Consider the following 11,967-nt stretch of genomic DNA (forward strand, 5'->3'; position numbering starts at 1 on the left):
TGCAGTCATGGCGAGCAGGACCGCAACCAAACTCGTGCACCCGGCCGCTGACGAGTTGGAGTTCACCACCGTGATGGCAGCGCTCAGCGATCCGGTCCGATTGGCCATCGTCACACGACTCGCCGATGTCGAACCCGACGGCGAACTGGCCTGCACAACCTTCGCGCTGTCCGTCAGCAAGTCGACCCAGAGCGGTCACTTCAAGACCCTCCGCGAAGCGGGAGTGATCCACCAGCGCGACGAGGGGACCAGGCGACTGAACCGGCTCCGGCGTACCGACCTCGACGATCGCTTCCCCGGTCTCCTCGACATCGTCATCCGACAAGGCCGCGACAGCATCGCCAAATAGGCGCGACGGTTGCCCAGCGCCGACAACGCCTCGGGCAACGGCCAGCTCAGGCCGGGACGATGCTGACCAGCTTCGGGGCCCGGACGATGATCTTGGCGATCTCCGCGCCAGCCAGGGCCCGCTGCACGTTGGGATCGGCCAGCGCGAGGGACTCCAGCTCGCCGTCGGAGATGTCCGGGGTGACCTCGAGCTTCGCGCGTACCTTCCCCTTCACCTGCACCACGCAGGTGACGGATTCCTGCACCAGCAGCGCGGGATCGGCCACCGGCCAGTCCGCATTCGCCACCGACGGCTCGTGCCCGAGCAGTTCCCACATCTCCTCGGTGACGTACGGCGCGACCAGGCTCAGCATGATCGTCACGGTCTCGGCCGCCTCGCGTACCGCCGGATCGTCGCCACCGCCGGCATCCAGCGCCTTGCGCGCCGCATTGACCAGCTCCATGATCCGGGCGATCGCGACATTGAACCGCTGCCCCTCGATCAGCTCGGTCACCTGGGCGATCGTCCCGTGCGTCACCCGCCGCAGCGCCACGTCGCCGGTCGCCGGATCGGCGCCGACGGGGCTGGCCACATCCTGGGCCAGCCGGTACGCCCGCTGCAGGAACTTCAGCGAGCCGGCCGGCGACACATCGGCCCAGTCGATGTCGTCCTCCGGGGGGCCGGCGAAGACCACGGTCAGCCGGACGGCATCGACGCCGAACCGGTCGATCTGCTCGCCCAGATCGACCCCGTTGCCGAGCGACTTGCTCATCGACTTGCCCTGGTTGATCACCTGGCCCTGGTTGAGCAGCCGCTGCATCGGCTCGGTGAAGTCGACCATGCCCATGTCGTGCAGGACCCGGGTGAAGAAGCGCATGTAGAGCAGGTGCAAGATCGCGTGCTCGACGCCGCCCACGTACTGGAAGACCGGCATCCAGCGCCGCACGGCCTCGGGATCGAACGGGCCCCGGTCGTATCCGGGCGAGGTGTAGCGGAAGAAGTACCACGACGAGTCGACGAAGGTGTCCATCGTGTCGGTGTCGCGCTTCGCGGGGCCGCCGCAGATCGGGCAGGTGGTGTTCACCCAGTCCGTCGCCGCGGCCAGCGGGCCCTGCCCGTCGGTCCCGCCGCGCGGGGCCAGGTCCTGCCCCCGCAGGTCGGGCAGCTCGACGGGAAGTTGATCATCGGGCACCGGAACCTCGCCGTGCTCCGGGCAGTGGATGATCGGGATCGGACAGCCCCAGAACCGCTGCCGACTCAACAGCCAGTCGCGCAGCCGGTAGGTGGTCGCGGCCTCGCCGGTGCCGTCCGCGGTCAGCCGCTCGATGATCGTCGCGACGCCGGACTGCTTGTCGGTCAGCCCGTCCAGCACGCCGGAGTGCACATAGGCGCCGTCGCCGGTGGTTGCGATGCCGCTGCTCGCCGGGTCGTCCTCGCCGGTGTCGACGACCATCCGCACGTCGAGCCCGAAGGCGCGGGCGAAGTCCAGGTCGCGCTGATCATGGGCGGGCACGGCCATCACGGCGCCGCTGCCGTAGTCGGCGAGCACGTAGTCGGCCACCCAGATCGGGATCTGCTCCCCCGTCGCCGGGTTCGTCGCGTACCGGCCGGTGAAGACGCCGGTCTTCTCCCGCTCGGTCGACTGCCGCTCGATCTCGCTGGCCTGCTTGGTCTGCTCGAGGTACGCCTCGAACGCCTCGCGATGATCATCGGTGACCAGCTCGGTCGCCAGCGCCGACTCAGGCGCCAGCACCAGGAAGGTGGTCCCGTAGAGGGTGTCCGGCCGGGTGGTGAACACCCGGATCGGCTCGTCGCGGCCGGGCACGGCGAAGTCGACCCAAGCACCGACGGACTTGCCGATCCAGTTGCGCTGCATGGTCAGCACGCGCTCGGGCCAGTGACCGGACAGCTCGTCCAGGCCGGCCAGCAGGTCCTCCACATAGTCGGTGATCTTGAAATACCACTGCGTGAGATTGCGCTTGGTGACCAGCGCGCCGCAGCGTTCGCAGTGCCCGTCGATCACCTGCTCGTTCGCCAGCACGGTCTTGTCGACCGGGCACCAGTTGACCGGGCTCGCCTTCCGATAGGCCAGGCCACGCTCGAAGAAGCGCAGGAACAGCCACTGGGTCCAGCGATAGTACTCCGGGTCGGAGGTGTGCAGTCGGCGCGACCAGTCCAGGCTCAGGCCGTAGCGGTGGAAGGAGTTGGCCTGGGTCTCGATGTTGGCATAGGTCCACTCGGCCGGATGCGCGTTGCGCTTGATCGCGGCGTTCTCGGCCGGCAGGCCGAAGGAGTCCCAGCCGATCGGGTGCAACACGTCGTAGCCGCGCAGCCGCAGATAGCGCGCGATCACGTCGCCCATCGCGAAGGCCTCGGCATGGCCCATGTGCAGGTCGCCCGACGGGTAGGGGAACATGTCGAGGATGTAGCGACGCTCGGCGGAGTCGTCATCGCGCGCGGCGAAGGTGTCGTGCTCGGCCCAGTAGCGCTGCCAGCGCTCCTGCGCCGCCGCGGCGTCGTAGCCGCGTCGCTCCAGCTCGCCGCCGCGCGGCTCGTCGACCTCGCGCGTGGCCTGTTCGTTGGTCATGCGTCCTTCCTCAGCCTGCTCCGGTGGATCCCCTGCCCGGGCGTGCGCGCCCGGACACGACAAAGCCCCCCGCGCACGAGGGGCCGCCGCGCCTGGTCGGTCGCCTCAGCGCGGCCCGGTAAGGAGCAGGGTGTGTTCCATGCCGCGATTCTAACCCCGCCCCGCCACCGACGCTTCCCGGTGCGCTCAGGCACCCGCGCGCTGGAACTCCAACACCTCCGCCAGCGTCGGCGGCTGGGCCCCGACCCGGGTCACCACGAGCGCCGAGGCTGCCACGGCGCGCTCCAGGGCGCCGGTGAGGTCGTCGGGGTCGGCGGCATGGGCGGACAGGAACCCGGCCATGAAGGTGTCGCCCGCGGAGATCGTGTCGACCAGCTCGACCTTGCGCCCGGGTACGCGAACCGCGTCGCTCGCGGAGACCGCGACGGCGCCGTCCGGGCCGAGGGTCAACAGGCCCAGGTCGAGGCCGAACTCGGCGACCCAGCCGCGCATCAGCTCCTCGGGGTCGCCGGCCGCGCCAGAACCTCGGGCCAGGAACCGGATGTCGTCGTCGCTGGCCTTCACCATGCCGCCGGCGCCCGCCCGGGCGCGCTCGCCGACGATCTGCAGCCACGGCCGGATCCGGCGCCAGTACTCGGCCGGGTCGTCGATCAGGCTGGACCGCACGTTCACGTCGACCGAGATCCCGCCCGGCAGGCCGCGCGCCCAGTCGAGCAGCACCGAGGCGCCGGGCTCGACCACGGCCGCCAGCGTGCCTGTGTGCAGCCAGTCGGTGGGCTCGAGCGCCGGCAGCTCCTCGGGCCGCCAGGCGAAGTTGGCGGTGTCGTGGAAGTGGAAGGTGTAGCTGGCCCGGCCCTGCTCGTCGAGGCTGACCACCGCCAGCGAGGTCGGCTCGGGGGTGGAGACGGCCAGGTCGAGGTCGACCCAGTTCTCGACCAGGTGCTGGCGCAGCTGCTGGCCGAACGCGTCGCGGGACAACCGCCCCAGATAGCTGGCCCGCTGGTCGAGCAGCCGCAGCGCGATCGCGGTGGTCATCGGGCCGCCGGCCGAGGTGGCCTGCCAGGTGGTGGAGAACCAGGCATCCGGCGTACCCCCCGCCGGCAGCAGATCGATCAATGCCTCGCCGCACACCACGAACCGTCCGATGTCCACCCGCGTACGCTACCCCGGCTCGTCGGGGTCGGGCACGGACAGCGGGCCACGGGCGTGCGCGGGGTCCCAGGCCGACGGGGGCACCATCGCGGCGTTGAGGTCGAGCAGGTCGTGGGCCAGCGGCTCGGTCTCGTCGATCGCCAGTGCCCGCTCGGCGCAGATCAGTTGCAGCGCCCCGTCGCCGCTCACCCAGGCTGCCATTCCGAGCAGCGCCAACGGGCCAGCCGCCCAGGGCTCGGGGGTACGCCGCACCACGGACGACCAGAACCCGACCAGGTCGGGCGCCCGGTCGCGGGTCAACCGGCCCAGCGCCGCCGCCTGCCCGGCACCGGTGCCGGCGAGCACGGCCAGCTCGGCCGCCGCCTCCTCGCCGAGCGGGCCGGCAAGCCCCGCATCCAGCAGCTCCGCCGTGCGGGCGTCGAGCTCGTCATCGTCGGGATCGGACCGGATCAGCGCCAGCATCGCCTCGGTACAGGACTCGGCGAGCGTGTCGTCGCCGTGCCGGGCCAGGTCTGCCAGCCCCTCGCGGCTCGGCAGCGCCCGCAGGCCGGCGACCACCGCCTCCGCCACCTTCGGGCTGGCGGCATCGACCGCCTCCGTCGCGCCGTCCGGCTCGAACACCGAACACCACGCCGCGTGCCGGACCACGAGCGCATCGACCACCACCCCTGCCAGCGCCTGCGCCAGCCTCGCCAGCAGATAGCCCACCGGGTAGTCCTCGTCGTCGCTGAAGGCGAGCAGCAGCACGCCGTCACAGCGCTGGGTGTCGAGGATCTGCGCGGCCCGGGCGACGAGCTCGCCGGCCCGTTCGGGATCGGGCAGGTCGACGCGCGCGGTGACCACCAGCCGGGTCCCCCGCAGCGCGACCAGGACCAGCGACTCCGCCGGGTGGAAGCCCAGCAGGTAGGGCACGGCCGCGACGAGATCGCCGCGGTCCCCGATGCGCATCCGATGGCCAGCGGCACCGGGATCGCCCGAGTCGATGTCGCCCGAGTCGATGTCGCCCGAGTCGATGTCGCCCGAGTTCGGGCCGTCCGAGTTCATGCCAGACAGTTGCCGTGAGCCGCCCCGAACTGTCGCCCGCGGCCGGATCTGTGGAGAACTCCGGCGGAAAACCCGCCTGTGGAAAGCCTCGCGCTCAGGCGGTGCGCGCCGCCCGGCCGACCTGCCGGTAGAGGTCTTCGAAGGTGTCGAGGGTCTGCTCGAAGCTGTGTGCGGCCACGATCTCGCGGCTGTTCTTGCCCATCGTGGCCCGCAACTCGGCATCGCGCAGCAGCGATTCCAGGCGCCCGGCCAGCTCCGCGGCGTTGCCCGGCGTGAACAGGTAGCCGTTGTCTCCGTGGTGCACCAGGTGCGGCAGCGCCATCGCATCGGCGGCCACCACCGGCAGCCCGGCAGCCATCGCCTCCAGGGTCGCGAGGCTCTGCAGCTCCGCGACGCCGGGCATCGCGAACACATCGGCGCGCCCGTAGGCGGCGAGCAGCGCCTCGTCGGGCAGGAACCCACGGAAGACGACCCGGTCGGGACCAAGGCCGAGCCGCCCCGCGAGCGCGCGCCAACTGTCGCGGTGCGAGCCGTCGCCGACCACCTCCAGTCGGCCCGGCAGGTCCTCGGGCAACCGGGCCATCGCGCGCAGCAGGTCGTCGACCCGCTTCTCCTGGTCCAGCCGGCCGACGAACAAGATCACCGGGGTCGGATCGTGCTCTGCCCGCTCGGCGGCGGCCAGATAGGGGGCGATGTCGATCCCGTTGGACACCGCGATCGCACCGACGCCGGTCGAGCGGTCCAACAGCTCGACCGCCCGCGGCGTCGGCGAGGTCACGGCACCGGCCTTGCGGTAGATCCGCGCCAGATCCCACCACAGCACCCGCGACGCCGGGCCGCGCAGCGGCACCGGGCACGGCACATGATCGAAGAAGTTCTGCGGCATCAGGTGATTGGTGGCGACGATGCCGATCCCGCGGGCGCCGGCGATGGTCATCAGCGCGCGGCCGAGCAGGAAGTGGTCCTGGGTGTGCACCACATCGGGCGAGACCGCGTCCATCACCCGGCGCGCGGAGCGGCGTACCGTCCCGGGCAGGCAGACCCGGAAGGTGTCGTAGAGCGGGTAGGTGATCGACCGCATCCGGTGCACCACGACGCCGTCCGCGCCGACCACCCGCTCCGGTGGCCCGGTCGGCGACGGGCAGGCCACATGCACCTCGTGTCCACGCGCGGCCAGCCCGCGGGCGAGCCGCTGGGAGAACTGCGCCGCGCCGTTCACGGTGGGCGGGTAGGTGTCGGTGCCGATCAGGACCCTCATGGCTGCTTTCCGGTCGTGGGTACGCCGGCCCGGGCATACACGCCCAGCACGGCTCGGGTGAACTCGTCGGCGCCGAACAGTTCGCGCGCCTGCACGGCCGCTGCCGAGGCGGCGAGCACGGGCGCGGGGTCGCGGGCCAGGTCGGCGAGCCGCCGGGCCAGCACCCCCTCGTCGTGGCCGAAGGCGGGGATGCCGGCGCGGTCCAGGCCTTCGGTGAGCGCGGGGTCGGCCCAGATCACTCCGCGCAGGGCCATGATCGACTCGGCGACGGTCATCGGCTGATTGTCCCAGCCGATGGAGCTGAGCGCACTCACGTGGCTGCGGGCCAGCCAGCCGGGGATGTCGGCGTGCGGGACGCGGCCGTGCAGGGTGATGCCGGGGGCGGCGCCGACCAGCCGGCGCGCCCGGGCGTACCGCGGTCCGGTGCCCAGCAGGTCGATGTGCAGCCGCTCCGGGCCGACGGCCTCCAGCGCGCGCAGCGCGGAGCGCAGGAACGGCAGGACGCGCTTCTCGTCGGCGAAACGACCGATCCACAGCACCCGCAGCGGGCCGTCGATGCTGCGCACGGGCCGGGCCGCGGCGTTCGGAGAGACGGCATTGGGCACGACATCGACGCGCTCCAGTCCCGCCGCTCGCAGGGCCGCGGCCTGGTGCGCCGAGGGCGAGACGACCCGGTCGGCGGCCAGGCCGACGGCGAGGCTCATGTTGCGCAGGGCGGAATCGCCGGGCCGCTCGGCGAGCCGGACCCCGGGGTCGGCGAGCCCGGTGAGCCAGCGGTGGAACGGCGGCCCGCCGAGGGCCAGCAGCCGCTGGATCGGTGCCTGGGTCTGCCAGAAGAAGGTGTGGATCGTCTGCACCGCGGGCAGGCCGAGCTGGCGCGCGGCGGCGATCGCCGCTGCGGCCACGCCGAACTCGGAGTGCACGTGCACCACCTCGGTCCCGGCGGCGGCGAAGGCTCGCCGGAACATGGCCCGCAACCGCGCCGTGTTCCGGGCGACCGGGAATCCGAGGCCGGGCGCGACGAAGGCGACGGGTACGCCGAGCGCGGTGACGCGGGGTTGCCGGCCGAGGGCGGCGAGCCGCTCGCTCGGCGGGCAGATCGCCAACACCTCGGTGCTGCGGGCGAGGGTGCCGACCTGCTCGTGAAAGGCGTTCTCGGCGCCGCCCAGCGTCGCCAGCGTGTAGTCGCTGACCACCGCGACGCGCGGCGGGCGTTGCTGCGGCATCAGGCGGGCCCGCTCGCCTCCGCGCGCTGGCGGGCCTCCGGGTGGTACCTCGACAGACCGGCCACGCCCGCGGTGGCGAGAGCCCCGGCGACGGTCATGCCGACGACCACCAGCGGCGTGATGCCGACGCCCTCGTTCAGCACGAACAGCCCGTAGATCACCGCGACCAGCGGGTCGATGGTGGTCAGGGCCCCGACGACGATCTCGGGGTGGCCCAGGGCGTACCCCTGCTGGATCATCCAACCGCCGATCACATAGGTCGCGATGATGCCGACGAACGACACGACCACCCCCGGCGAGAGAAAGTGCTCCCCGCGCCCGAGGAAGACGAACATCGACTTCATCAGCGCCGACGCCAGCCCGTAGAGCACCGCGCCGCCGGCAGCGAGGGCGAAGGAGCGGAAGACCTCCGGGATCACCCGGCTCAGCCCGACCAGGGCGAAGCCGATGCCGTAGCAGACGGCGATCGCGATGATCATGTGGCCGAAGTCGATGGTGGCGCGGTGATCGTCGGAATAGCGGGTGGACAACATGGTGAAGCCGACGATGCCGACGACCGTCGCGCCGACCGCGAGCCAGACCGCCGGGGTGGTGCGATAGCCGTAGATCTTCGAGGCGACGAGCACCGACCAGGGCACGGCGAGGATGCCGACCGGCTGGATGACGGTGACGGGGGCCTGGGTCAGCGCGATCAGGTGCAGCGCGGCGCCGAAGCCGACCAGGGCAAGACCCAGCACCCAGCGCGGCTTGCGCAACAGGCCGAGGATCTGGCGCAGGCTCATCTCCTGCTTGGCGCCGGCAGTCTGGTCGGCGCTGATCGCCATGTGCTGCAGGATCGCGCCGCCGGCGAAGCAGAACGACGCGATGACGACCAGTCCGATGGCGATGGCGATGCTCAGGGTGACTCTCCTCGGCCAGGAATCGGATCCACAGCCCACGGCCGGGTCCCGCTCAGCGGTCTGCAAACGCTGTCAGCGTAGTGCAGCGCGGCGTCGACGTAGTCGTCCTGCGAACCCGGATCCGACCCGGAGGATCTGCCCCAGGGAACGACTCGGCTCGGCCCCTGGTCGGAGCCGAGCCGGGTCGGATGATCAGCCGTAGACGACGACCTTGTCGCCGATCCGCACCTGGGAGTAGAGCTTGGCGATCTTGCCCTTGTCCCGGACGTTCACGCAGCCGTGCGAGCCACCGTTGTAGCCGCGGGCCGCGAAGTCGGCCGAGTAGTGCACCGCCTGGCCGCGGCTGAAGAACATCGCGTACGGCATCGGGGTGAAGTACATGTTCGAGACGTGGTTCTTGGACTTGCGGTCCACGTAGAACGTGCCCTCGCGGGTCGGGGTCTCATCGGTGCCGAAGCGGACGTCGAAGGAGATGACGGCGCGTCCGTCGATCACCCACCACAGGCGATTCGACTTCTTCGACACACACATCACACGGCCGGTCATGCAGCGCGGGTCGAGGCCCTTGGCCTTGGCCGAGGAGTCCGAGCCAGACGTGCCCGACTTGTCGGACTTGTCCTTCTTCTCGTCGGTCTTCGGCTTCACGTTGTTCAGCTCGTCGCTGGTCGGCTTGCGCGTCATGTCGTGCAGGCGGTCCAGCGTGCGCTGGTCGACCTTGCCGGTCTGCGGCAACGCGCGCTTGTCCTGGAAGCCCTTCACCGCCGCGGCGGTCTGCGAGCCGTAGTTGCCGGTCACATCGCCGGAGAACCACTCGAGCTGCTTCAACCGCGCCTGCAGGTCCTTGACCTTGTCGCCGGAGTCGCCGGACTCCAGCAGGGTCGGGCCCGGGGTGATCCGGTTGTTCAGCTCGTCGTCGGTCGGCTTGCGGGTCATCGAGTTCAGCGCCTCGAGCGTCTTCGCGTCGACCTCGCCGGTCTGCTCGAGCTCGCGCTTGGCCTGGAAACCCTTGACCGCGTTCTCGGTGGTCTCGTCGTACTCGCCGGTGACCTTGCCCTCGAGCCAGCCGATCTGCTTCAGCCGGGCCTGCAGGTCCTTGACCTTGTCACCCTTGGCGCCGCGGGAGAACAGCGCGGGATCCTTGGTCGGCGTAGGACTCGGGGTGTTGTCGGGCGTGGGGCTGGCCGAGGGGGTCTCGGGTGCGCTCGTTGTCGGCGCGGGCGCGACCACCGCGGTCTGGCGCGCCTCGTCGGCCGGTGCCGCGCAGGCACCGAACAGCAGGGCGCCGATCGCGGCAGTGGCCATCAGAGCGGGGACTCGTCGGGACATACGAACCTTCTCCTTGCCGGGCGGGGGGCCCGGAGCGTCGGGACAACGGGAGTCAATCTATGGCAGAAACGAGTCCCGCGACGAGTGGGGAGTTCCCGTGGGCGGGCAGAACTTGGTCTCGATTCGGAAACAATCTGCTACGCCACCGCCGTCCGGCCCGTGTCCCGGGCGCGTGCGACCGTGGTCTGGCCTTCGCCGCCGAGGGTCTGCGATCGGCCCGAGACCGTGGCCGGGCACGGCGTCGGCGCCTTGAATGGCGGCATGGCGATCTCATATCCGGCGGCCGCGCCCCTCCCGCCCGCACCTCTCGCGATGCCGACCCCCGATCTCAGGATCGGCGATGCCGAACGCTCCGCCGCCTGCGACGAACTGGCCGTCCACTTCGCCGCCGGCCGGCTCACCGAGGGCGAGCTGTCCGAGCGGATCGAATCGGCCGCGCGCGCACAGCGCGCGGCCGAGCTGTATGCGTTGTTCCACGACCTCCCCCGGCCCGGGCCCCGCACGCCGGCCGCCGGCCGGGCGCCGGTCGGTCGCGGCTACGGCGATGCGACGGTCGCGGCCGGAGTGATCGCGGCGGCCTGCACGCTGACCTGTTTCCTGATGGTCGCGGGCTCGGTGCTGATCGCGCCGCCGATCGCGGTGTTCGCGCTCATCGGCGGTTTCCTCGCCGCCATCGGCGGTGGCTCGATCGGCTGGCTGTTGGCGCGGCGGCGGATCGCCTGAGCCCCACCCCGCCCGGTCGGTACGCTGACGCAATGGCGCAACACGAGGACGTGTCGGCGACGGTTGCCGAGCTGATCTCCCAGATCGGCGCGGACGCGGTCGTGACCGATCCGGGGCTGATCGACAACTACCGCTGGGACTGGACCCGCAGCCGCCTGGCCGGCAAGCCGCTGGCGGTCGCCCGCCCGGCGAGCGCCGAGGGCGTCCAGGCCGCCGTCCGTTGGGCCGCGGCGCATCGGATCCCGATCGTGCCGCGCGGCGCCGGGAGCGGGCTGTCCGGCGGATCGTGTGCCGTCGAGGGCTGCCTGCTGCTGAGCCTGGACCGGATGCGGAGCATCGAGATCGACCTCGCCACGCGTACCGCCGTCGTCGAACCCGGCGCCCTGAATGCCGAGGTCAAGGCCGCGGCCGCCGAGCACGGGCTGTGGTACCCGCCCGACCCCAGCTCGTTCGAGATCTGCTCGATCGGCGGCAATGTCGCGACGAATGCGGGCGGGCTGTGCTGTGTGAAGTACGGCGTGACGACCGACTACGTGCTCGGTCTCGATGTGGTGCTGGCCGACGGTACGCTCGTGCAGCTCGGCGGCCAGCGGATCAAGGACGTGGCCGGGCTGTCGCTGACGAAGCTGTTCGTGGGCAGCGAGGGCACGCTCGGCATCGTCACCCGGGCCATCCTGCGGCTGATCCCCGCCAAGCCGCCGGCGGCGACACTGGTCGGCTACTTCCCCACCGTGAGCGCGGCGGCCCGGGCCGTCGTGGAGGTCGGAGCGACGCTGCGCCCGTCGATGATGGAGCTGATGGATGCCCGGTCGATCGGCTGCGTGGAGGACTACCAGCCGATGGGGCTGGATCGGGATGCGGGGGCGATGCTGATCGCGCAGTCGGATGCGCCCGGCGAGGCCTGTGGCGCGGAGATCGCGATCATGGAGGAGGCGTTTCGGACCGCGGGTGCGAAGGAGACCTTTGTGACCACCGACCCCGACGAGGGTGAGCTGTTCCTCGCCTCGCGGCGGGCGGCCTTCCCCGCCGTGGAACGCAAGGGTTCGCTGATGCTGGAGGATGTCGGCGTGCCGATTCCCCGGCTGCCGGAGTTGCTGGAGGGCATCGAGCAGATCGCGGAGCGGCACCAGGTGGAGATCCCCACCGTCGCGCACGCGGGCGACGGCAATACCCATCCGATCGTGGTCTACGACGGCACCGATGCCGACGCCGAGGCGCGCGCGGCGCGGGCCTTCGACGAGGTGATGGGCCTGGCGATCGGTCTCGGCGGAACGATCACCGGTGAGCACGGCATCGGCCGACTCAAGCGCGGCCCGCTGGCCCAGCAGCTCGGGCCCGACGTGATGGCGCTCACCCACAAGATCAAGAGTGCGCTGGACCCGGACGGGATCCTGAATCCCGGTGCTGGTTTCTGAGGTACGCCC

The 11,967-nt window shown here is 71.3% G+C and carries 10 protein-coding genes; 3 read left to right on the forward strand and 7 right to left on the reverse strand.

The window, feature by feature from the left end; genetic code table 11:
• Positions 1-7 precede the first annotated feature (7 nt).
• Positions 8-349 (forward strand): ArsR/SmtB family transcription factor, encoded by a 342-nt coding sequence (locus tag GGQ54_RS02880; protein ID WP_179444014.1) that lies wholly within the window; start codon positions 8-10, stop codon positions 347-349.
• Positions 350-395: 46 nt separating this feature from the next.
• On the opposite strand, the gene leuS is transcribed toward GGQ54_RS02880, so the two are convergent.
• The 7 genes from leuS to GGQ54_RS02915 all read right to left on the reverse strand — a co-directional run bounded on the left by leuS (position 396) and on the right by GGQ54_RS02915 (position 9,820).
• Positions 396-2,915, reverse strand: a complete 2,520-nt coding sequence (gene leuS, locus GGQ54_RS02885) for a leucine--tRNA ligase (RefSeq protein ID WP_179444015.1) — start codon at positions 2,913-2,915, stop codon at positions 396-398.
• Between the two features lie 186 nt (positions 2,916-3,101).
• On the reverse strand, positions 3,102-4,067 hold the full coding sequence (locus GGQ54_RS02890; protein ID WP_179444016.1) for a PfkB family carbohydrate kinase: 966 nt from the start codon (positions 4,065-4,067) through the stop codon (positions 3,102-3,104).
• A 9-nt stretch (positions 4,068-4,076) separates the two neighbouring features.
• The gene (locus GGQ54_RS02895) at positions 4,077-5,111 is read right to left on the reverse strand and encodes a DUF4192 domain-containing protein (protein ID WP_179444017.1); all 1,035 of its coding nucleotides are present in this window, start codon (positions 5,109-5,111) and stop codon (positions 4,077-4,079) included.
• A 94-nt stretch (positions 5,112-5,205) separates the two neighbouring features.
• Complete coding sequence (locus tag GGQ54_RS02900; protein ID WP_179444018.1) at positions 5,206-6,369, reverse strand: glycosyltransferase; 1,164 nt, start codon at positions 6,367-6,369, stop codon at positions 5,206-5,208.
• Positions 6,366-7,595, reverse strand: a complete 1,230-nt coding sequence (locus tag GGQ54_RS02905) for a glycosyltransferase family 4 protein (RefSeq protein ID WP_179444019.1) — start codon at positions 7,593-7,595, stop codon at positions 6,366-6,368. The genes GGQ54_RS02900 and GGQ54_RS02905 overlap by 4 nt, the downstream gene beginning before the upstream one ends.
• Positions 7,595-8,560 carry a DMT family transporter gene (locus GGQ54_RS02910; RefSeq protein ID WP_179444020.1) on the reverse strand — a complete coding sequence of 322 codons (966 nt, stop codon included), beginning with the start codon at positions 8,558-8,560 and terminating at the stop codon, positions 7,595-7,597. The genes GGQ54_RS02905 and GGQ54_RS02910 overlap by 1 nt, the downstream gene beginning before the upstream one ends.
• 126 nt (positions 8,561-8,686) lie before the next feature.
• The gene (locus GGQ54_RS02915) at positions 8,687-9,820 is read right to left on the reverse strand and encodes a L,D-transpeptidase family protein (protein WP_246292534.1); all 1,134 of its coding nucleotides are present in this window, start codon (positions 9,818-9,820) and stop codon (positions 8,687-8,689) included.
• A 261-nt stretch (positions 9,821-10,081) separates the two neighbouring features.
• Here GGQ54_RS02915 and GGQ54_RS02920 point away from each other — a divergent pair, with 261 nt between their 5' ends.
• Together GGQ54_RS02920 and GGQ54_RS02925 are read left to right on the forward strand one after the other, a co-directional pair.
• A complete protein-coding gene (locus tag GGQ54_RS02920; protein WP_179444021.1) occupies positions 10,082-10,543 on the forward strand; it encodes a DUF1707 SHOCT-like domain-containing protein in 462 nt (153 codons plus the stop codon).
• Between the two features lie 32 nt (positions 10,544-10,575).
• Positions 10,576-11,958 carry an FAD-binding oxidoreductase gene (locus GGQ54_RS02925; protein WP_179444022.1) on the forward strand — a complete coding sequence of 461 codons (1,383 nt, stop codon included), beginning with the start codon at positions 10,576-10,578 and terminating at the stop codon, positions 11,956-11,958.
• The last annotated feature ends 9 nt before the right edge of the window (positions 11,959-11,967 follow it).

The sequence above is a fragment of the Naumannella cuiyingiana genome (genome assembly GCF_013408305.1).
Lineage (GTDB): Bacteria > Actinomycetota > Actinomycetes > Propionibacteriales > Propionibacteriaceae > Naumannella > Naumannella cuiyingiana.

Excerpts from the sequence above, each read along its gene's own strand:
- GGQ54_RS02880 (WP_179444014.1), top strand. The coding sequence starts at position 8 with ATGGCGAGCAGGACCGCAACCAAACTCGTGCACCCGGCCGCTGACGAG.
- GGQ54_RS02915 (WP_246292534.1), bottom strand. The coding sequence starts at position 9,820 with ATGTCCCGACGAGTCCCCGCTCTGATGGCCACTGCCGCGATCGGCGCC.
- GGQ54_RS02925 (WP_179444022.1), top strand. The coding sequence starts at position 10,576 with ATGGCGCAACACGAGGACGTGTCGGCGACGGTTGCCGAGCTGATCTCC.
- GGQ54_RS02905 (WP_179444019.1), bottom strand. The coding sequence starts at position 7,595 with ATGCCGCAGCAACGCCCGCCGCGCGTCGCGGTGGTCAGCGACTACACG.
- GGQ54_RS02920 (WP_179444021.1), top strand. The coding sequence starts at position 10,082 with ATGGCGATCTCATATCCGGCGGCCGCGCCCCTCCCGCCCGCACCTCTC.
- leuS (WP_179444015.1), bottom strand. The coding sequence starts at position 2,915 with ATGACCAACGAACAGGCCACGCGCGAGGTCGACGAGCCGCGCGGCGGC.
- GGQ54_RS02895 (WP_179444017.1), bottom strand. The coding sequence starts at position 5,111 with ATGAACTCGGACGGCCCGAACTCGGGCGACATCGACTCGGGCGACATC.
- GGQ54_RS02900 (WP_179444018.1), bottom strand. The coding sequence starts at position 6,369 with ATGAGGGTCCTGATCGGCACCGACACCTACCCGCCCACCGTGAACGGC.